The organism is Massilia pinisoli (genome assembly GCF_024753285.1).
GTDB lineage: Bacteria > Pseudomonadota > Gammaproteobacteria > Burkholderiales > Burkholderiaceae_D > Telluria > Telluria pinisoli.
In genome coordinates this window covers 1-20,101 of sequence record NZ_JANUGW010000004.1, presented here as the reverse complement: position 1 = coordinate 20,101, position 20,101 = coordinate 1, and the positions used below count along the sequence as shown (strand labels likewise).

Annotated in this window: 23 protein-coding genes and 2 tRNA genes; 12 read left to right on the top strand and 13 right to left on the bottom strand. The window is 64.2% G+C overall.

Annotated elements, in window-relative coordinates; genetic code table 11:
• Nucleotides 1–78 precede the first annotated feature (78 nt).
• From NX784_RS06415 to NX784_RS06395, 5 genes are all read right to left on the bottom strand, one after another.
• Nucleotides 79–621 carry an adenine phosphoribosyltransferase gene (locus tag NX784_RS06415; RefSeq protein ID WP_258815835.1) on the bottom strand — a complete coding sequence of 181 codons (543 nt, stop codon included), beginning with the start codon at nt 619–621 and terminating at the stop codon, nt 79–81.
• 8 nt (nt 622–629) lie between these two features.
• Nucleotides 630–1,580, bottom strand: a complete 951-nt coding sequence (ispH, locus tag NX784_RS06410) for a 4-hydroxy-3-methylbut-2-enyl diphosphate reductase (protein ID WP_258815834.1) — start codon at nt 1,578–1,580, stop codon at nt 630–632.
• 20 nt (nt 1,581–1,600) lie between these two features.
• On the bottom strand, nt 1,601–2,056 hold the full coding sequence (locus NX784_RS06405; RefSeq protein WP_258815833.1) for an FKBP-type peptidyl-prolyl cis-trans isomerase: 456 nt from the start codon (nt 2,054–2,056) through the stop codon (nt 1,601–1,603).
• 112 nt (nt 2,057–2,168) lie between these two features.
• Complete coding sequence (locus tag NX784_RS06400) at nt 2,169–2,876, bottom strand: SDR family oxidoreductase (RefSeq protein ID WP_258815832.1); 708 nt, start codon at nt 2,874–2,876, stop codon at nt 2,169–2,171.
• Nucleotides 2,877–2,975: 99 nt separating this feature from the next.
• Nucleotides 2,976–3,884: a LysR family transcriptional regulator gene (locus tag NX784_RS06395; protein WP_258815831.1), complete on the bottom strand. Its 909-nt coding sequence runs from the start codon at nt 3,882–3,884 to the stop codon at nt 2,976–2,978.
• Nucleotides 3,885–3,960: 76 nt separating this feature from the next.
• Here NX784_RS06395 and radC point away from each other — a divergent pair, with 76 nt between their 5' ends.
• The 6 genes from radC to NX784_RS06365 all read left to right on the top strand — a co-directional run bounded on the left by radC (nt 3,961) and on the right by NX784_RS06365 (nt 7,407).
• Nucleotides 3,961–4,635, top strand: coding sequence for a RadC family protein (gene radC, locus NX784_RS06390; protein WP_258815830.1), 675 nt, complete (start codon nt 3,961–3,963; stop codon nt 4,633–4,635).
• A gap of 35 nt (nt 4,636–4,670) precedes the next feature.
• Nucleotides 4,671–5,222: an NADPH-dependent FMN reductase gene (locus tag NX784_RS06385; protein WP_258815829.1), complete on the top strand. Its 552-nt coding sequence runs from the start codon at nt 4,671–4,673 to the stop codon at nt 5,220–5,222.
• Nucleotides 5,223–5,390: 168 nt separating this feature from the next.
• A complete protein-coding gene (rpmB, locus tag NX784_RS06380) occupies nt 5,391–5,627 on the top strand; it encodes a 50S ribosomal protein L28 (RefSeq protein ID WP_025511730.1) in 237 nt (78 codons plus the stop codon).
• 13 nt (nt 5,628–5,640) lie between these two features.
• Nucleotides 5,641–5,808, top strand: a complete 168-nt coding sequence (gene rpmG / locus NX784_RS06375; RefSeq protein WP_029755886.1) for a 50S ribosomal protein L33 — start codon at nt 5,641–5,643, stop codon at nt 5,806–5,808.
• A 149-nt stretch (nt 5,809–5,957) separates the two neighbouring features.
• Entirely contained in the window at nt 5,958–7,046 is a 1,089-nt protein-coding gene (locus tag NX784_RS06370; protein ID WP_258815828.1) for a hypothetical protein, read from the top strand.
• Nucleotides 7,047–7,128: 82 nt separating this feature from the next.
• Nucleotides 7,129–7,407 (top strand): hypothetical protein, encoded by a 279-nt coding sequence (locus NX784_RS06365; protein WP_258815827.1) that lies wholly within the window; start codon nt 7,129–7,131, stop codon nt 7,405–7,407.
• 2 nt (nt 7,408–7,409) lie between these two features.
• Here NX784_RS06365 and NX784_RS06360 read toward each other — a convergent pair whose 3' ends face one another.
• The 6 genes from NX784_RS06360 to NX784_RS06335 form a co-directional block, all read right to left on the bottom strand.
• On the bottom strand, nt 7,410–7,652 hold the full coding sequence (locus NX784_RS06360) for a hypothetical protein (RefSeq protein WP_258815826.1): 243 nt from the start codon (nt 7,650–7,652) through the stop codon (nt 7,410–7,412).
• Nucleotides 7,653–7,843: 191 nt separating this feature from the next.
• Nucleotides 7,844–9,055, bottom strand: coding sequence for a DesA family fatty acid desaturase (locus tag NX784_RS06355; RefSeq protein WP_258815825.1), 1,212 nt, complete (start codon nt 9,053–9,055; stop codon nt 7,844–7,846).
• 147 nt (nt 9,056–9,202) lie between these two features.
• On the bottom strand, nt 9,203–10,546 hold the full coding sequence (locus tag NX784_RS06350; protein WP_258815824.1) for a mechanosensitive ion channel family protein: 1,344 nt from the start codon (nt 10,544–10,546) through the stop codon (nt 9,203–9,205).
• A gap of 6 nt (nt 10,547–10,552) precedes the next feature.
• Nucleotides 10,553–11,851: an RsmB/NOP family class I SAM-dependent RNA methyltransferase gene (locus NX784_RS06345; RefSeq protein WP_258815823.1), complete on the bottom strand. Its 1,299-nt coding sequence runs from the start codon at nt 11,849–11,851 to the stop codon at nt 10,553–10,555.
• A gap of 20 nt (nt 11,852–11,871) precedes the next feature.
• Entirely contained in the window at nt 11,872–12,483 is a 612-nt protein-coding gene (gene purN / locus NX784_RS06340) for a phosphoribosylglycinamide formyltransferase (RefSeq protein ID WP_258815822.1), read from the bottom strand.
• Between the two features lie 64 nt (nt 12,484–12,547).
• On the bottom strand, nt 12,548–12,997 hold the full coding sequence (locus NX784_RS06335) for a barstar family protein (RefSeq protein WP_258815821.1): 450 nt from the start codon (nt 12,995–12,997) through the stop codon (nt 12,548–12,550).
• A gap of 385 nt (nt 12,998–13,382) precedes the next feature.
• Here NX784_RS06335 and NX784_RS06330 point away from each other — a divergent pair, with 385 nt between their 5' ends.
• From NX784_RS06330 to NX784_RS06315, 4 genes are all read left to right on the top strand, one after another.
• Nucleotides 13,383–13,904 carry a glycine zipper 2TM domain-containing protein gene (locus NX784_RS06330; RefSeq protein ID WP_258815820.1) on the top strand — a complete coding sequence of 174 codons (522 nt, stop codon included), beginning with the start codon at nt 13,383–13,385 and terminating at the stop codon, nt 13,902–13,904.
• Between the two features lie 162 nt (nt 13,905–14,066).
• Nucleotides 14,067–14,855, top strand: a complete 789-nt coding sequence (locus NX784_RS06325; protein WP_258815819.1) for a class I SAM-dependent methyltransferase — start codon at nt 14,067–14,069, stop codon at nt 14,853–14,855.
• Between the two features lie 9 nt (nt 14,856–14,864).
• Nucleotides 14,865–16,637, top strand: a complete 1,773-nt coding sequence (gene tfpB, locus NX784_RS06320) for a type IV pilus assembly ATPase TfpB (RefSeq protein ID WP_258815818.1) — start codon at nt 14,865–14,867, stop codon at nt 16,635–16,637.
• Between the two features lie 58 nt (nt 16,638–16,695).
• A tRNA-Lys gene (locus tag NX784_RS06315) sits at nt 16,696–16,771 on the top strand.
• A 56-nt stretch (nt 16,772–16,827) separates the two neighbouring features.
• On the opposite strand, the gene NX784_RS06310 is transcribed toward NX784_RS06315, so the two are convergent.
• A complete protein-coding gene (locus NX784_RS06310; protein ID WP_258815817.1) occupies nt 16,828–18,411 on the bottom strand; it encodes a methyl-accepting chemotaxis protein in 1,584 nt (527 codons plus the stop codon).
• A 429-nt stretch (nt 18,412–18,840) separates the two neighbouring features.
• Here NX784_RS06310 and NX784_RS06305 point away from each other — a divergent pair.
• Together NX784_RS06305 and NX784_RS06300 are read left to right on the top strand one after the other, a co-directional pair.
• Nucleotides 18,841–18,916, top strand: a tRNA-Lys gene (locus tag NX784_RS06305).
• 212 nt (nt 18,917–19,128) lie between these two features.
• A complete protein-coding gene (locus tag NX784_RS06300) occupies nt 19,129–19,770 on the top strand; it encodes an energy transducer TonB (RefSeq protein WP_258815816.1) in 642 nt (213 codons plus the stop codon).
• An 84-nt stretch (nt 19,771–19,854) separates the two neighbouring features.
• On the opposite strand, the gene NX784_RS06295 is transcribed toward NX784_RS06300, so the two are convergent.
• Nucleotides 19,855–20,101, bottom strand: a 247-nt coding sequence (locus NX784_RS06295) for a hypothetical protein (protein WP_258815815.1), incomplete at its 5' end; no start/stop codon positions are given.

Sequence of the window (20,101 nt, the reverse complement as noted above, 5' to 3'; positions counted from 1 at the left end):
ACGGCACCCGGGGTACGAGTGCCGCTAGTCAAGCAACATAATTCCGAACGTCATCATAACAGATGAGTTGTGTAAATTTTACACGTCGCGCAGGGTCACCACGGGCATCGTCAGGTCGCGCTTGTCCTTGAAGAACGCCACGTCGAACAACGCGGCGGCGCCCACGACGTCCTTGCCGATGCGGCGCAGCAAAGTCGCCGCCGCCTCGATCGTGCCACCCGTGGCCAGCACGTCGTCGACGATCAGCACGCGCTCGCCCTTGATGCGCTCGGGCTGGATCTCGATCGTCGCGCTGCCGTATTCGTGGCGGTAGTCGATGGCGATCGCCTCGCCCGGCAGCTTGCCGGGCTTGCGCGCCATCGCGAAGCCGACGCCGCGCCGGTACGCGAGCGCGCCCGCGAGCATGAACCCGCGCGCGTCCATCGCGAGGAGGAAGTCGGCGTCCAGGTGGGCCGTGCGCTCGGTCAGCGCATCGACGGCGAGCTGCCAGTGGTGCGGGTTATCGAACACGCAGCCCACGTCGATGAAGTTGACGCCGGGTTCCGGGTGGTCCTGGAAGAATTCCAGCGGAATGCAGGCGAAATCGGCGGGCGCGCTCTGGCGCAGGTCGAATACGTTCATCGGATCGATCAGGCCGCGGCGTTCGCCTTGCCGCCGTCCAGGCCCTTCGGGAGCGGGAACGTGACGTGTTCTTCCACGCCCTCGAGCGCGCGCACGCTGGCGGCGCCCAGGTCCTTCAGGCGCTCGATGACAGCCTGCACGAGCACTTCCGGCGCCGACGCGCCTGCCGTGACGCCGATGCGCTTCTTGCCGGCGATCCACGCGGGGTCGATGCCGGCCGCGTTGTCGACCATGTACGCGGGCGTGCCCTTCTTTTCCGCCACCTCGCGCAGGCGGTTCGAGTTCGAGCTGTTCGGGCTGCCGACGACGATCACCACTTCGACTTGCGGCGCCATGAATTTCACGGCTTCCTGGCGGTTCGTCGTCGCGTAGCAGATGTCGCCTTTCTTCGGCTCGACGATGTTCGGGAAGCGTGCCTTCAGCGCCGCGATGATCTCGGCCGTGTCGTCGACGGACAGCGTCGTCTGCGACACATAGGCCAGCAAGTCGGGATTGGCGACGTTCAGCGTTGCCACGTCGTCGACCGTCTCGACGAGATGCATGCCCTCTTCCGCCTGGCCCATCGTGCCTTCGACTTCCGGGTGGCCCGCGTGGCCGATCATGACGATCTCGGCGCCCTGCTTGCGCATCTTCGCCACTTCCACGTGGACCTTGGTCACCAGCGGGCACGTGGCGTCATAGACCTTCAGGCCGCGCGACTCCGCTTCCTCGCGCACGGCCTTCGACACGCCGTGCGCGGAAAACACGAGCGTGTTCCCCGCCGGGACGTCGTCCAGGTCCTCGATGAAGATGGCGCCCTTGTTGCGCAGGTCGCTGACGACGTAGGCGTTGTGGACGATCTCGTGACGCACGTAGATCGGCGCACCGAACTGCTGCAGGGCACGCTCGACGATCTCGATCGCACGGTCGACGCCGGCGCAGAAGCCGCGCGGCTGGGCTAACAGGATCTCGTTTTCCATGATTCTCGATGGGGCTGTGGTCAGAGTACGGAAATCAGCTGGACTTCGAACTTGAGCGCCTGGCCCGCCAGCGGATGGTTGAAGTCGAATACGGCGTCGTTCGCGCGCATTTCGCGCAGCACGCCGGCAAAGCGGCCGCCGCCGGGCGCGCGGAAGTCGACGAGGTCTCCGACCTGGTAATCGGCATCCGGTTCGGAATTCTCGTCCAGCGTCTTCTTCGTCACGACCTGGATCAACTCCGGATTGCGTTCGCCGAACGCCTCGGATGGCGTCAGGTCGAACGTCGTATGCGTGCCTTCTGCGAGGCCGAGCAGGCGCTGCTCCAGGAACGGGGCGAGCTGGCCCTGGCCCAGCAACAAGGTGGCCGGGGTGCTGGCGAAGGTCGTGACGAGGTCCGTACCATCGGCAGTGGCAAGGCGGTAGTGCAGGGTCAGGTACGACGATTCGGTGACGATAGGAGCGTTGGAGGAAGACATTCGCGTGTTCGGTTGACGTGCAAACCGCTATTGTAAGCCACCCGTGCCGCTCCCGCCCGGGCTGGCGCCGTTTCCGGCCCGGATTCTGTAGTGGGAGGGAAACGGTCGGGCATCAGCAGCGCAGCTTCCAGCCGCCGTCCACGTCGATCACGCTGCCGGTGATGAAAGTATTGCTAGCCAACATGACAATGACTTCGGCCACGTCCGCCGGTGTGCCCACGCGCCCGGCGGGCACGGCGGCGCCCATCTCTTCGAACAAGCGGGCGCGCTGGGCGTCCCGCACGCGGTGCCACCACGGCGTGTCGATCACGCCCGGCGCCACCATGTTGACGCGCAGCGGCCGCAGTTCCGACGCCAGGATCGGCAACATGGCTTCCAGCGCGCCGTTGATGGCGGCGAGGCCGGCCGTCCCCGGCTGCTGGGCGCGGGCGGAAATCGCGCCGACGAGCGTCGCGGACCCGCCGGCTGCGATGTGGGCCAGGCTGGCCTGCAGCACGTTCAGCTGGGGCCAGAACTTGCCGTCGAAGCCGGTGCGCAAGTCGTCCAGCGCCAGGTCGCGGAACGCACCGGCACCGGCCGCGCCGGACGCGCACACGACCAGATGCTCGAACGGTCCGTGGTCGGCAAAGAACGCGTCGCACTGCGCGCGCACGCCCGCATCGAGCTGCGCGAAACGCACGCCGGGAACGTCGAGGGCGGCGCCCTTCGCAGCGTCGCGGCCCGTCACGGTCACGCGGGCGCCTTGTGCGGCGAAGCGGCGTGCGCTCTCCAGGCCGATGCCGGACGTGCCGCCGATGACGATGATGCGCTGGTCTTTCATGGTCTGCCTTTCAGTGTCGGTTGCGATGAATGGCAGTGTAGGCGTGGCCGCGCGGCGGCGGAAACCGTATCCGCCGATACGACCCATCGGCGGCGCCGATCAGGCGGCGACGTGCACGACTTGCTCACGCAGCCAGGCGAGCGCCGGGTCGGCGTGGAAGCGGGGATGCCAGGCCGCGTACAGCGAAAAGCCCTGCGCGTCGAACGGCAGCGGCACGGTATCGAGCACGTCGGCATGCAGGGCCGCCAGGCGCGACGGCACGGTGGCCACGTGATCGGACCGGCACAGCAGGCCGGGCATGAGTGCGAACGATTGCACGGACAGCACGACGTTGCGGCTGCGGCCCAGCGCCTGCAGGTGCTCGTCCATGAAGCCGTGCAGGCTGCCGCCGCTCGTCGAGACGAGCACATGGCGCAGCGCGCAGTAGGCGTCCAGATCGGGCGGCAGCGAGCCGCGCGGATGCCCTTTGCGCTGGACCATGACGAAATGCTCGTCGAACAGCAGGCGCGCGCGCAGGTGCGGGGGCACCATGCGTTCCGAACCGATCAGGAGGTCGACCTCGCCTTCCTGCAGCTGCGCCGCGATGCGCGCGCCGTCGGCCATGCGGAATGCGAGCCGCACGCCAGGGCCCGCGGCCTGCGCCAGCCGGCCTGCCAGCGGCAGGCCCAGCACGGCCGTCGACAGGTCGCTGGCGGCGATGTGAAACGTGCGCTGCGCCGTGGTGGCGTCGAATGCGGCCGGGCCGCGCACGATGCCCGCGAGCTGTTCGAGGGCCAGGCGCACCGGCGCCGCGAGCTCGAGCGCTCTGGCCGTCGGCGTCATCCCACGCCCGTTATCGGCCGGCACCAGCAGCGGGTCGTCGAACAGCTGGCGCAGGCGCGCAAGCTGGCCCGACACGGCCGATTGGCTCAGGTGCAGGCGCTGGGCGGCACGGGTCACGTTCGCTTCCGTCAGCAAGGCGTCGAGCGTGACGAGCAGGTTCAGGTCGAAGGCGCGCAGATCGTTCATGTGGCTATTATTGCGCAAGCCCAAGCGACTGCCATGCCGCCGCGCGAATAATGCACGGTTGCACAGGGAGGCATCGATGGGTATCGAAGACTGGCCGGAACAGACCCGGCCGCGCGAACGGCTCGTGCGCGAAGGAGCGCAGGCGTTGTCCGATCCGGAATTGCTGGCGCTGCTGCTGCGCGTGGGCGTGCGCGGCAAAAGTGCAGTGGAACTGGGCCGCGACATTCTCCGGCACTTTGGCTCGCTGCACGGCCTGTTCGGCGCCACGTTGGACGATTGCACCGAAGTGCACGGCCTCGGCATGGCGAAATACGCGCAGTTGCAGGCCGTGATGGAACTGGCCCGGCGCGCCATCGCCGAGCAGTTGCAGGCAGGCGAAGCGTTCGGGTCGCCCGAGCTCGTCAAGCGCTACCTGCGCATCAAGCTGGGCGGCCAGCGCCACGAGTCGTTCGTCGTGCTGTTCCTTGACGTCAAGAACCGCCTGATCGCCGACCGCGAACTGTTCCGCGGGACGCTCACGCACACGAGCGTCTATCCGCGCGAAGTCGTCATCGAGGCACTGTCGTACAACGCGGCCGGCGTGATCCTCGCGCACAACCACCCGTCCGGACTGCCGGAACCGAGCGACGCGGACCTGCGCCTGACGGGCGCCCTCGTCCAGGCCTTGAATCTTGTCGACATCCGCGTGCTCGACCATTTCATCGTGGCCGGGCCGCTCGTGCATTCCTTTGCGGAGCATGGCCAGATCTGAGCTAGCATGGCTGTTTTAACAAAAGCCATGAGCCCATGTCTCTTCGCATCCTCGCCCTCTGCGGCAGCCAGCGCAGCCGGTCGCTGACTGCCGGCCTGCTGCGCGCCTGCCGTGATCTCGCACCGGCCGGCATCGCTATCGACTGCTTCGAGCAGCACAAGGATTTCCCGCTTTTCAATCCCGAACGCACCGACCTGCCGCCCGGCGTGCTGGCCCTGCAGGACGCCATCACGGCCGCCGACGCCCTCCTCATCGCCAGTCCCGAGTACGCGCACGGCGTCACCGGCACGATCAAGAACACGCTCGACTGGGTCGTCAACCACGCGCCGTTCGCGGGGAAGCCCGTCGCCGTGCTGAACCCGTCCTATCAATCGTTCCACGCGGACGAGGCGTTGAAGGAGACGCTGCGGACGATGTCGGCCGACCTCGTCCTCGATGCCTGCCTGCGCATCCCCGTCATCGGTTCCGGTGCCGATCCCGACCGGATCGCCGACGTTCCCCGCTTCGTCGCTCCCATCTCGGCCGCGCTGCGGGCACTCATCGCGCACGTCGAACGCACGGCCGGGGCCAGTCCGAGGGCGGAATAACGGTGTGTAAACAGGACCTTACGGCGCAAAAATTGTGAGAATTCACGATTGTTAAATCAAACTGGTTTATCTAGACACAATTTTTTTCCGCAAGTTGTTGATTACGCGACGGTTTTCAAGCTATACTCTCGTTTTTCCGATTGTGGAAGTTTATTCAAGGAGTGCGCTATGGCACGTGTTTGCCAAGTTACTGGCAAGGGTCCGATGGTTGGCAACAACGTCTCCCACGCCAACAACAAAACCAAGCGTCGTTTTCTGCCGAACCTGCAGAACCGCCGCATCTTCGTAGAATCCGAAAACCGCTGGGTCTCCCTGCGTATTTCGAACGCCGGCCTGCGCGTCATCGACAAGCTCGGCATCGACGCTGTGCTGGCCGACATGCGCGCCCGCGGCGAGAAAATCTAATTAGGGAGTCATCATGGCAAAAACTGGCCGCGACAAGATCAAACTGGAATCGACCGCAGGTACCGGTCACTTCTACACCACGACCAAGAACAAGCGTACGATGCCGGCGAAGATGGAAATCACCAAATTCGACCCGAAAGCACGTAAGCACGTGGTCTACAAAGAAACCAAGATCAAGTAATCTGGTTCTTTCCAAAAAAGCCGCCCACTTCACCGTGCGCGGCTTTTTGTTTTTCTGAGCCATTGATCGGGATCACCGATCGGCAATTCACGGCGTTTCCACCGCGGCGGCTTGGCTATAGTCGAACGTCCGTTCCGCTGGAGAAACGCATGATGTGGCGCTCCCGACTGTCGTTCCTGTCCACCCTCGGCCTCCTCGCCGCCTGCGCCACCCCCTACCGTCCCGCCGTCGTCGTGCGCGGCAGCGCGACCTTTCCCGGCATCGCGGGCATTGTCGCGGTCGCCGGTGGGAGGCCCGTCGACGTGCTTCTCGTCCACGGCATGTGCACGCACGACAGGGCCTGGGCCGAGCATCAGATCGACCGCATCGCCGGCGTCGTCGAAGAGCATGCGCCGGCGGTCCCCGCCACGGCTTCCGCGCGCATCGAGGTGGTGGAAAGCACGCGGCCGCTGGCGGGCGGCACGGTGCGCTTCCACGCCCTCGTGTGGTCGCCGCTGACGGCGGCGTTGAAGCACCAGCTCGATTTTGATCTCACCGGAACACCGACCGATTGCGCGGCCGCCGGCACCTGCAAGCCCAAGCGCAGCGCGCTGAACGCCTACGTCAAGGACAACCTGCTGGACGATTGCCTGGCCGACGCCGTCATCTACGAAGGCGAGAGCCATGTGGCGATCCGCGATGCCATGGTCCAGACGATCGCACGGGTGATCGCGGACGATCCGTACAGCGAAGCGCCCCTCGTCGTCGTCGCGGAAAGCCTGGGCAGCAAGATGCTGTTCGACGCGCTCAGCGCGATGCTGGAATCGTGGCAGCCGCAGACCCGGGCGCTGGGCCAGCAGGCGGCGCGCCGGCTCGCGCTGCTGTTCATGGCTGGCAACCAGTTACCGATCCTCGGCCTGGCGGAGCAATCGGGCGGGATGCGCGCGATCCCCGTGCAGGACGCCCTGCAGCGTTTCCTCGACTTGCGCCGGCGCCAGCCCAATCGCCGCGCGGAAGCGCTGCAGCGGCTGGCCGTCGTCGCTTTTACCGATCCGAACGACCTGCTGTCCTATCGCCTGCTGCCGGCCCGCTACACGGCGCCGGACGTGGCGGTGGCGGACGTTCTCGTGTCGAACGACAGGACGTGGCTGGGATGGATCGAGAATCCACTGACGGCCCACCTCGACTACCTGGCGAACCCGGACGTGGGTGCGATGATCGCGTGCGGCGTGCCGTCGTCGGCCGGTTGTCGCCGCTGACTCGACACGCTGCCGTGCGCTCGCGCGCCCCCGATGCGCGTACAGTCGGATGACCGGCAACAGGCCGGAAAGCGAGAGCGCCATGAAAGAATCCAGACCCTCCACCACGTTCCGCGGCCTGCCGCTCACGCCGGAACAGGATAGCGAGATCCGACATTACATCCACACCAGGGAACGCAGCGGCGCGCCGTGGGACACGCCCGAGCTCGCGGCCATGCTGGCCGATATGCTCGACCCACCAGAGCTGGCCGTCGAGGAGCGCAAGTCGATCGACGACTGCACGCGAACCGAACATGCGACGGCCCTTTCCGGTGCGGACACCGATGCCGTCCCATCCGACGCCGGGCAACGCGGCGCCTGACACTACGCCGGCTGATCGGGTTCGGCCGGCAGGGACGGCGTGATGGCTTCGGAAACGGATTGCTCCGGGCTGAGCCGGCGCCGGAGGATAGGCTGCGTCAAGACCCGGCAGATCACGTGAGGCGGCACGTGCATGTGTTCCATATAGCGCTGAGCGACGTCGGCATCACGGACGGCAAGGATGTTCAGGCCACGTGCCACGGCATTTGCGGTCGCTTCGTCTGAACGGCGCTGGCGTTCTTGCATCTCGATTCCTCCGGCTCCGGCGGCACACGCCTCGATTGACGCCGATGCCCTCCACGCCGCGATCATACGCGCGCCCGGTACGATGCGCCACGCAGTTGCCCGCGCATTGCCTGCAATCACGCTCCACAAAAGAAAACACCCCTGCGCGAGGGGTGTTCACGGAGCCGGGCGGGCCGGCGTCGCGGTGCTGCTTACGCGTAGCTGCGCAGGCGCATCGAGAACTCTTGCAGCGACTTGATGCCCGACGCTTCGGCACGGGCGCACCAGTCCTGCAGCTGGTGCAGCAGCTGGTCGCGGGTCGAATGCGAGCGTTCCCAGATCGCGCCCAGTTCCACGCGCATCTCGTGCATCGTTTCCAGGACCTTGCTGTGCTGGAACAGCTCGACCAGCTGGGCCTGTTGCGGCGCCTGCAGCTTCGCCGGTTCGCGCTGCATCAGCTTGCGCGAGCTCTTCAGGAAGCGCGACTCCAGCTCGGCCTTTTGCTTCAGGTGCTCCACTTCTTCACGGAACGCATGCTTGACGGACTTGGCGTATTTCGCCATCACGTCGTAGCGGTTGGCGATGACCGCCTGCAAGGTGTCGAAGTCCGCTTCCAGCTTGTTCTTTTGCAGGCGGGGCTTCGGGATGGTCTTCTTGACCTTGGCCAGGCCCACCATTTCCATCATGCGGATATACGCCCAGCCGATGTCGAACTCATACCACTTGCTCGACAGCTTGGCCGACGTGGCGAACGTATGGTGGTTGTTGTGCAGTTCTTCGCCGCCGATGAGGATGCCCCACGGCAGGACGTTCGTCGCCGCATCGTTGCAATCGTAGTTGCGGTAGCCCCAGAAGTGGCCGATGCCGTTGATGACGCCGGCAGCCATGATCGGGATCCACAGCATTTGCACGGCCCAGATCGTGATACCGATCACGCCGAACATGGCGACGTTCAGCGGCAGCAGCATCGACACGCCGAGCCAGCTGTACGGCGTGTACAGCTTGTTCTCGATCCAGTCGTTCGGGCAGCCGTGGCCATATTTTTCCAGGGTTTCCTGGTTCTTCGTTTCGACGCGGTACAGTTCCGCGCCTTCGAGCAACACCTTCTTGATGCCGTGCGTGACCGGGCTGTGCGGGTCTTCCACCGTTTCGCATTTGGCGTGGTGCTTGCGGTGCACGGCCGCCCATTCCTTCGTCACCTGGCCCGTGGTCATCCACAGCCAGAAGCGGAAGAAATGGCTGGCGATCGGGTGCAGGTCCAGCGCGCGGTGCGCCTGGTGGCGGTGCAGGTAGATCGTCACGCCGGCGATCGTGATGTGTGTGACGACCAGCGTGTACACGACCATCTGCCAAACCGACAGGTTGAACAGACCGCCGTCCAGGAAGGACAGCACGCCGTGCAAGGTGTTGCTCAAGAAATTCATCGAGACTCCACTAAGGATGACTAGGGTAGTGCTGTTCTTTCTATGGAACAGTCGCTATGACAAAACGTCACGCGTTGGTGCGTGACGCAAACAGACATTCTACGCGCAACGTGTGCCGCACGGCACGTATTGACGCAATCAAGGCGCTCACGGCTGGGAATTCTGCGCCGGCTGCGTGATTCGCGCCACAACCGATGCTATATGGGAGTCGAGCAGGCGGGTATCAATGGATGGAAAGCCTAATCTGACGGTACCTGCCTGTACCAGCGCGTAGATCTTTTTATTGATTTCTGAAACGACACCGCCCTGCCCGTTTTCCGGATCGGCGATCCAGAACCCCAGGTCGAGCTCGTAGCCGTCCGGGCCGAAACGCGTCAGCGAGATGCCGGGCGCCGGCTCTTCCAGCACGCGCGGCGTGCCGACGGCTTGCGCGATCAGCAACGGCATCACCTGATCCAGGTCGGAACCGTACGCGACCGTCACCTTCGTCGACGCCCGCACCTTGCGCGTCGTCAACGACTGATTCTGCACGGGGCCCGAAATCAGCAATTCGTTCGGCAACACGGTCTCGACGCCGTCGAGTCCCTGCAACACGGTGTAGCGCGTGTTGATCTGCGTGACTTTACCGGTAAAGGTACTAACCGAGATCATGTCGCCGATCGACAGGCTGCGCTCGAGCAGGATGATGAAGCCGGACACGTAGTTGCTGGCAATCCGCTGCATGCCGAGACCGAGGCCGACGCCCAACGCGCCGCCGAAAACGGACAGCACGGTGAGATCGATGCCGACGAGGTTCAGGCTCAGCAACACGGCGCCGACGATCAGGAACGCGCGACCAAGGCGCGCCAAGGCCACCCGCAGCGAACTGTGCAGCGCATGCACGCCCATCAACCGCTCTTCCAGCGCGGCGCCGGCCCACAAGGCCAGCATCAGCGCGACGACGATGGACGCGACGGCCTGCAGGATGTCGGCCAACGTGACACTGTTCGACTTCTTCGGGCCGAACTGGATCTTGTAGCTGTCGAGAAAATCGAAGATATCCGGCCACAAGCCCGTGATGTACAGCACGACGGCGAGCCACGCGACGAGCGCGAAGATCTTTTCGAATGTGACGAGCGCCTGCCCCAGCTGCCCGCGCCGCGCGAACACGCGGCGCAGCAGGTAGAACACGAGGCGGATCGCGGCCAGCGACCAGAACACGGGAATCGCCACCTTGACGATATTCGTGTGGAAGTGGCTTTTGGTCAGGAGGAATTGCGCCAGATACAGCAAGCCGACGACGAGCAACGGCGCCACGACGCGGGTGAAACTTTCGACACCGGTGTGCAGCAAGCTGCCGGCCTCGCCGCGCCGGCGGCGCCACCACACACGGACCACTTGCGCGCTGAGCCAGCCGAACAGGATGCAGCCGACGACGGCCCCAACCTGCCACGGCATGCCGGGACGGTTCAGGTCATCGAGCAGATCGGAGATCAGGCTGGTCAGCGGCATCGTCCTTTATTGCTCGGCAGCGTCGTCGGATTCGTCGGCAACGGGCTTGGCAGGCGCGGCCTTGCGCTCCAGCACGGCGGCAAAGAAGCCGTCCGTGCCGTGCTTGTGCGGCAGCATCTTCAAATAGTCGCCCATCTCCAGCGGAATGCGCTGTTCAGCCAGAACCTTGTGCATCGGCACCAGTTCGAAATCCGGGTGCGAGGCGAGGAAGCCTTGCACGATGCCGTCGTTTTCTTCATCCAGCAGGCTGCACGTCGCGTAGACGAGGCGGCCGCCGAATTTCACGAGGCGCGAGGCGCCGTCGAGGATCGACGCCTGTTTTTCCGTCAACTCCGCGATGCCCTCGAGCTGCTGGCGCCATTTCACGTCCGGATTGCGGCGCAGGGTGCCCATGCCGGAGCACGGCGCATCGACGAGCACGCGGTCGATCTTGCCGGCCAAACGCTTCACTTTCGCGTCGCGTTCGTGCGCGATGACGACAGGATGCACGTTCGACAGGCCGCTGCGCGCCAGGCGCGGCTTGAGCTTGGTCAGACGCTTTTCCGACACGTCGAACGCATACAGGCGGCCCGTACTGCGCATGATGGCGCCGATCGCCAGCGTCTTGCCGCCGGCACCGGCGCAAAAGTCGACGACCATCTCGCCGCGGCGCGCGCCCAGCAGCTGGGCCAGCACCTGGCTGCCCTCGTCCTGCACCTCGATCGCGCCTTCCTTGAACAGCGGCAGGTTCTGCAGCGCCGGCTTCTTCCAGATGCGCAGGCCCAGTGCCGAATACGGCGTCGGTTCGGCGGCGATGGGCGCCGTCGCCAGTTCGGCGATAACCTTGTCGCGGTCCGTCTTCAGCGAGTTGACACGCAGGTCCAGCGGCGCCGGCGTGTTCAGCACGGCGGCCAGGGCCAAGGTCTCTTCCTCGCCATACTGCGCGACGAATTTGTCGTACAGCCAGTCCGGCAGGTTCGCCAGCTTCTTCGGCGGCAGCAGCGAACGGTCGATTTCCTTGATGCGGGTCAGGAAGGCGACTTCGTCTTCCGTCAGGCCACCCAGCGAGTCCGCGCCGATCGCTTCCGCCATGCCCAGCAGGGTCAGACGGCGCATCGTCGCGCCGGCGCCGGCGAAATCGGTGAAGAAGGATTTGTTGCGCAGCACGGCGTAGACGCATTCGGCGATGGCGCCGCGCTCGCGCCCGCCCAGGCGGGGATGGTCCTTGAAGTAGCGCGACAGGGTGACGTCGGCCGGGGACATAAAGCGCAGGATCTCGCGCAATACTTCTTCCGCATTGCCGAGTATCGCGGGTGGCAATCTCATGGTGTTCCTTGGAAATAAAATCAGGGGGTCGCGGCGATCCGGACCTCGCCGCCTTCGATGCTGAGCCTGTCTTCGATGAACAGGCGCACCGCTTGCGGATAAATGACGTGTTCTTCCGCCAGCAGGCGTTCGGCCAGGCTGTCTTCCGTGTCGCCCGGCAGCACGGGGATCCGCGCCTGGATCACGGCCGGGCCATGGTCCAGCTCGGCGGTGACGAAGTGCACGGTCGCGCCATGTTCCTCGACGCGTGCGTCCAGCGCCTGCCGGTGCGTGTGCAGGCCAGGGAACAGCGGCAGCAGCGACGGGTGGATGTTCAGCATGCGGCCCGCGTAGTGCTCGACGAGCGGCGCCGTCAGGATGCGCATGAAGCCGGCCAGCACGACGAGATCCGGTTCGAACCGGTCGATCGTGGCTTGCAGGGCGGCGTCGAACGCTTCACGGGTCGGGTATTCCTTGTTGGGCACGACGGCGGTCGGAATGCCGTGGCGTTGCGCAAACTCGAGGCCTTTGGCGTCCGGCTTATTGCTGATCACGGCGGCGATGCGGGCCGGCCAGGCTTCGGCCTGCTGCGCGCGCACGATGGCTTCCATGTTGCTGCCGCGGCCAGAAATAAGGATCACGATATTTTTCATAAGCGCGCATTGTAACCCGAGCCGGTGGGCGGGCCCAAGGAAGGACATGGCGGCAACGCCGCGCTTACTTGAAGGCGTGGGGCCCCACCCAGCCTACGGGTTGGGGCGATTGCGGCTCTTCGAACGAATAAAACACGCGGAACGGGACTTTTTTCTCGGCCCAGAATTCGGCCGCGTCGCGGAATACGTCGAGCAGGGTTTCGCGCGCTTCCTTGTCGAATTTTTGCGTATTCGGCAATTGGTCCAGCACGGCGATGAAACCCGGTTGCGGCCCTGCGCCGGCGATGACTTCGGTCAGGCAGTTGCGCAGCGCGTCGAAATTCTTGCTGCACGGTTTGGGGAAAAAGAATTGCTCGCCGATGCGGGCACAGACTTGCTGCTTCGTCAGCGCGTTCGTGCACAGCGCATAGAGAAAGTGATGACCCATGCGCAACGCCTCCTTCTGCAGCTCCGGTGCACGGTAAGCGCGGATGGACTGCACAAGATTCGGCGGTACTCTCGTCAACAAACTCATTTTTTCCTCAAGTCACCCAGTCTGGTTCTGCTGCTCCAGGCGCGGTGTTGTGGAAGCGGCGGGCTTGTTCGCTTTCTCCTGGTCTCGTTTCTACGCGCCAATAAAACCCCAAGTCTCCTTAGGGTAACGTTTTGTGGTAGGCGAATCAACCCGAATATGGACGAGCCCGCCATATTTGTAAAAAAAGACGAGTTTTTTCATCCATTGTTGGCGGTTTTTCCACGCTTTTCTCCTCTGAACAGCGTGCTTCGACGTGTATACCTCCTGTTACATTTTGTTGCCACACGGATCGTAAACGTCCACCAACTGGCGCTAAGATTCGATCATGGCGAATCGCCCTGACGAATACAACCGACTTGCAGCACCACCAGAACGAGGTATGACCATGAACTTCAAAGCCAAACTGATTCTCTCCGCGATGGGCGTGTGCGCCCTGCCGCTGGCCTACGCCCAGACTGGCGATTTCGAAGACTTCGGCCGCGTGGTGCGCGTCCAGCCGCGTATCGAGCAGGTGCGTACGCCGCGTCAGGAATGCCGTACCGACTACGTGCAGGCACAGGTCCCGCAACAGCGCAGCCAGGCCGGCACGGTCATCGGCGGCATCGCCGGCGCCCTGCTGGGCAGCCAGGTGGGCCACGGCAACGGCAAGGTGGCCGCGGCCGCGGCCGGCGCGATCGCGGGCGGCATGGTCGGCGACAACGTCGACAACAATGGCCGCGACTACGGCCCGCAAGTGCAGGAGCAGGCCGTGCAGCGCTGCCGCACCGTCGACTCCGTCCAGGAGCGCACGAACGGCTACGACGTGACCTACGACTACCGCGGCCATACGTACACCACCGTCATGAATCGCGACCCGGGCAACCGCGTGCGCCTGCGCGTGTCGGTCGAGCCGGACCAGTACCAGTAACCTTCACACTTCCGGTGCGGGGGACGTCCCCCTTCTCCGCACCGTCGGCTTCCTCCGCAGCGTCTGCTGCCGTCCAAGGCGCTTCGTGCGCTCGCATCACAGTGCTTTCTTGCACTGTGATGCTCCCTCCCCCGATAATAGGATGTTCCCTTCGCACATCCTATGCTCATCAAACGCAAATCCATCGAACAGGCCGAGTCGTCGCGCCGTCCCGCCCGCAAGCCCAAGTTTGCGCCCGTCACCCTGTCCGAACAGGACGGTGTGCGCTACCTCCATTTCGGCACCGAATGGATCCAGGGCGCCATGCGCATCCGCAAGCCGGACTGGCCGGAACTCGAATACGCGCAGCAGATGATGGCGTGGATGCTGTTCTTCGACGACCCGCAGGCTATCGTCCAGCTGGGCCTCGGTGCTGCGGCTTTGACCAAGTTCTGCTATCGCCAGTTCCCGCAAGCGCACGTGACGGCCGTCGAACTGAATCCGGCCGTGATCTCGATCTGTAACGCGATGTTCAAGCTCCCGCCCGAAGACGAACGCCTGCGCGTGCTCGAGATGGACGCGATGGATTTCGTGCTGGACGATGCTCACCACGATGCGATCGACGTGCTGCAATGCGACCTGTACGACGCCACCGCGCGCGGCCCCGTGCTGGACACGCCCGAGTTCTACCAGGCGTGCAATGCGTGCCTGACGGACCGCGGCGTCATGACCGTCAACCTGTTCGGCGACCACCCGAGCTTCGGCAAGAACATCAAGGCGATGCGCTTCGCGTTCGGGCACGTGATCTGCCTGCCCGAAGTCCACGAGGGCAACGTCGTCGCGCTGTGCTTCAAGACCAAGCCCGATCTCGACAAAGACCGCCTCGCCGCGCGCGCCGCGCAGATCGTGACGGCGACGAAGCTGCCCGCGAAGTCGTGGGTCAAGGGCATATTTGCTGCCGGCGCGAACTGAGCTCCCACCATGCACAAGCCGAAAGCCCTCGACCTGCAAACCATTTTTTCGTGGCTGCTGGCCGATGGCATCGTCGAGAAATCGACCGTCAAGCCGCACTTCGCGCAGGCGCAAAGCGTCCTGAAAAACGCGGTCGGCTCGATGCATCCGCTGACCGCGATCGCGCAGTGCAAGATCGTCTCGGCAAAGCCGCCACATAAGCTGCTCACCTTGGACGTGCTGAGCGAATGGTGCGCGACGAAGGTCGGCCTGCCGTTCTTCCGCATCGATCCGCTCAAGATCGACTTCACGAAGGTCGCCGACGTGATGTCGGCCAGCTACGCGGCGCGTTTTAATATTCTGCCCGTGGAGCTGGGGCCGGGCACGCTCGTCGTCGCCACGGCGGATCCGTTCCGCACCGAGTGGCAGGACGAGATCGCGCGCATCTCGCGCCGCCGCATCGAACTCGTGATCGCGAACCCGCTCGACATCGCGCAATACATCTCGCAATTCTTCAGCCTCGCGAAGTCCATCCGCGACGCCAACAAGTCCAGTGGCCAGGACCTCGCACTGCGCAACAACTTCGAGCAACTGGTCGAACTGGGCAAGACCAATAAACAGGTCGATGCGAACGACCAGCACATCGTCAACATCGTCGACTGGCTGTGGGGCTATGCGTTCGACCAGCGCGCGTCCGACATCCACCTGGAACCGAAGCGCGACGCGGGCGCGATCCGCTTCCGCATCGACGGCGTGCTGCACCAGGTGTACCAGGTGCCGGCCGTCGTGATGATCGCCATGACCGCGCGCATCAAGCTGCTCGGGCGCATGGACGTGATCGAAAAACGGCGCCCGCAGGACGGCCGCATCAAGACCCGCACCAACGACGGCCAGGAAGTCGAACTGCGCCTGTCCACGATGCCGACGGCGTTCGGCGAAAAACTCGTGATGCGCATCTTCGACCCCGAAGTCGTCGTCAAGACCTTGCCGGAACTGGGCTTCCCGGCCGACGACGCGGCGCGCTGGGACGCGCTGACGAAGCGTGCGCACGGCATCATCCTTGTGACGGGCCCGACCGGCTCCGGCAAGACGACGACGCTGTACACCACCTTGAAGGCGCTGGCCACGAGCGAAGTCAATGTGTGCACGGTGGAAGACCCGATCGAGATGGTCGAGGCGTCGTTCAACCAGATGCAGGTGCAGCCCGGCATCGACCTGTCGTTCGCGGACGGCGTGCGCGCATTGATGCGGCAAGATCCCGACATCATTATGGTCGGCGAGATCCGCGACCTGGAGACGGCCGAAATGGCGATCCAGGCCGCGCTGACGGGCCACCTCGTGCTGTCGACCTTGCACACGAACGACGCCCCGTCCGCCGTCATGCGTCTGCTGGAACTGGGCGTTCCGTACTATCTGCTGGAAGCCACGTTGATCGGCATCATGGCGCAGCGCCTCGTACGGACGCTGTGCCCGCATTGCAAATCGCCCGACGGCGAACTCTCCGACGACGTGTGGAGCGCGCTGGGCGGCGCGTGGAACCTGCCGAAGCCGGCCACGGTCTACCGCCCCATCGGCTGCCCGGAATGCCGCCAGACGGGGTTCCGCGGCCGCACGGGCTTGTACGAACTCGTCACCGTGACCGAGGGATTCTCGCGCCTCCTGCAGGAAAAGACGGACCTCGCGGCGCTGCGTCAGCAAAGCGTGGCCGACGGCATGAAGCCGCTGCGCATCGCCGGTGCCTACAAGGTGATCGACGGCGTGACGACGGCGGAGGAAGTGCTGAAATCCACGGTCGCGCACTAGCGATTTACGTTACCTCTGGCGTAAATCAAAACGGGCCGCTATAATGCATGCCTTCTTCGGGTCGTTAGCTCAGTTGGTAGAGCAGCGGACTTTTAATCCGTTGGTCGCAGGTTCGAGCCCCGCACGGCCTACCAGAGATTCAAGCGAAAACGCCAGCCTTCGGGCTGGCGTTTTTGTTTTCCGGCTCGATTCAAGCCAGTTGCCGGGTCCTGGACTGGCGCGGCATGTCGGCCAGGTGGAACCGGGACACGACTGCCGCCAGCTGCGCTGCCTGGTCTTGCAACGCGGCGGCCGCCGCAGCCGCTTCCTCGACGAGGGCGGCATTGCGCTGGGTGGTCTCGTCGATCTGGACGATGGCCTTGTTGATTTCCTCGATGCCGGTACGCTGCTCGACGCTCGACGCCGAGATCTCCCCCACCACGCCGCTCACGCGCTGCACGCTGGCCATGATCTGATCCATCGTATTGCCGGCCTGCTGCACCAGCACCGTGCCGGTATCCATCTGCTGGACCGAATCTTCGATCAATTGCTTGATCTCCTTCGCGGCAACGGCGCTGCGCTGCGCCAGGTTGCGCACTTCCGATGCGACGACGGCGAATCCGCGCCCTTGTTCGCCGGCGCGCGCGGCTTCCACGGCCGCGTTCAGCGCAAGGATATTGGTCTGGAACGCGATGCCGTCGATGACGCCGATGATGTCGACGATCTTGCGCGACGCCGCGCTGATCGCGTCCATGGTCGTGATCACGTCGCCCACGACCTTGCCGCCGTCGGCCGCCACGCTGGATGCCGATTGCGCCAATTGATCGGCGAGGCGCGCATTGTCGGCGTTCTGCCGCACGGTCGTGGTCAGCGCTTCCATCGCGGACGCCGTCTCCTCGAGCGAACTTGCTTGGCCCTCCGTGCGGGCGGACAGGTCCATGTTGCCGCTGGCGATCTGCGCCGATGCCGTGGCGATCGCATCCGTCGAGCCGCGCACCTGCCCCACCACCTGCGCCAGGCTTTCGTTCATGTCGCGCAGGGAGCGCATGACCATGCCCGTTTCGTCGCGGCTGGCCACTTCGATCTCGGCCGTCAGGTCGCCGCTCGCCACCCGCTGCGCGACGCCGATCGCGTCGTTCAACGGCCGCGCCACGATGCGCGCGACCCACATCGCCAGCACCAGCCCGACGGCGACCGACAGCATCAGTGCGCCGACGATCATCTTGCGCGACATGTTGAAGACCTGCTCGGCTGCCTGTTCGGACGCATCGCTGCCCTCGTCATTGTGCTTCGACAGGGCTTCGAATTCGTCGTTGATCTTGCGATAGATCTTGTTGGACGCGCCCTTGAACACCGTCCTCGCCTCGTCCTTGCTGCCGGCGTGCGACAGCGCCGTCAGCTTGGCGCTCTCCGCCATATAGGCGTCCAGATCCTGCTGGAACGCCGCGTAGATGCGCTTTTCCTCGGGATCCGATACCAGGGCAGCCAGCGATTCCTGCTGCTTGCGCATGATGTCGCGGCGGGTCGCGAGCGCCTTGTCGGCGGTCGCCATCTCGGGTTCGCCGTCCTGCAGGATGTGCGTGGCTTCCGAAATCCGGAAGCGTGCCAGCGACGTCTGCAACTCGCCGATGTGACGGATGCCGGGCATCCAGTTCTTGGCAATCTCGGTGGAGGAATTGCGGACCTTGTCCAGCTGGACAATGGAAAATATGCCCATCAGACACGTCATGGCGACGACGGGGACGAATGCCACCAGTAACTTGTTGGTAATCTTCAAATGGTGGAACCAGCGCATGATGTCTCCGGACGGCGTACTGAAACCAACATTATGTACTTGCTGTGCGTCAATTCTCTATGGCCGAGGCGTTCTGGTTGCCTTAAGTTGCGCCACAACAACAAAATAGTCATGGCGGCGCTTTATTTCCCCTATCGAACATTGTGTTGCCACCTAGCAACCAAACGCGTGAGGTCGATACCTATACTCGATAGTGTCAATGGGAAAACCGAATGTTTCATCTTCGCCGCCGGGAGCCATCATGCGTAATTTGTCGACCTTATTTGCCGCCACGTTTGCCGCCGCATTCGTTCTGAGCAGCCTGGCGATCTCCGCCGCAACCCCGTCGGCCCGATCGGCAAGGCGCGAGCGCTGACCTGTTGTATTCGCAAATTCGCAACAAAGCGCTTAGCGAACGACGGCCGAGCCGCTATAATGCGTGCCTTCTTCGGGTCGTTAGCTCAGTTGGTAGAGCAGCGGACTTTTAATCCGTTGGTCGCTGGTTCGAGCCCAGCACGGCCTACCAGATACATACAGGAAGCCCACAACTTCGGTTCGTGGGCTTTTTGTTTCCCAATTCTTCCGAATACCTCCAGCGGGATGGCGCCCTGCTTCGCCACCCGATTGTCAGCATGATATTGTTTCCATAATATATAGGCCTGTCGTCGCCTGAAGAGGGCCGCCATGCCAACTGACGCTGCATTCGATCGCCCACGGCCCCCGCTGTCGAGAATTGCCATGGTCGTTGCCCTCCATGCGCTGGTACTGTTCATCTTCATGTCCAGTGATCGCATCACGCGGTCGAGACCGCCGCAAACGGTCATGCTGCTGGCCTTGGTACCGCCGGAGATCGTCAAGCCACCGCCACCGCCACCTCCCCCGCCGCCGCGGCCGCGCCGCCACGAAAGGAAGCCGCGCCCACCGGCCCGCGAGGCCGCCGCGCCGCCACTGCACGACATCGAAGTCGTGCCGCGCACCGAAGTCGTCCCCACCATCGTCGACAATGCGATGCCGGTCGAGGTGGCCGGCGGCAAGCCCGACAGCACCGGCACCACCGGGGCCGGCGACGTGGGCGCAGGCACTGGCGGCGGCGGGGCCTCCGTCAGGGTGCGCGCGGTACTGGATCCGGCCAATTGCGAGCGCCCGAGGCTGCCGTGGAGCGCCGAACAACGCAAGCTCACCGGCCATGTGATCCTGGCGGTGCTGATCGACGTCGACGGCAAGGTGACGGATGCACGTGTCGCGCGCTCGAGCGGCCAGCCGATTCTCGACGAGACCGCCCTGAAAAGCGCGCGTCGGTGCCATTTCGTGGCGGCGACGGTCGACAAGGCACCGGTACCGTCGTGGGAGCTGTTCCGGTTCTCGTGGATGAACGATTGACGCCGGTGTGCTACGTCTCCATCACCACGACATACGTTCTTGGTCGCCTCTGTCGCATAATTTGGCTGAGGATGTCAGTCTGCATCATTTGGCTCCCGATAGCGCGATGCGCTCCTCCGGAACGGGTTTGCCGATCTGCACACTGACCGGGTCGGTCACCACGACCATATTCATCACGGGCACAATTCCACGCGCATGCAATATGATCGGGTAGCGAAGTCCATCGAGCAAGACACCCGCACCCGCGTCGGCTACGCACGTTTCGAGCGCGATATCAGTACTCGCGGTGACAGGTGCGCAGCGCATGGCGATACCGCCGACCGTTCTTTTT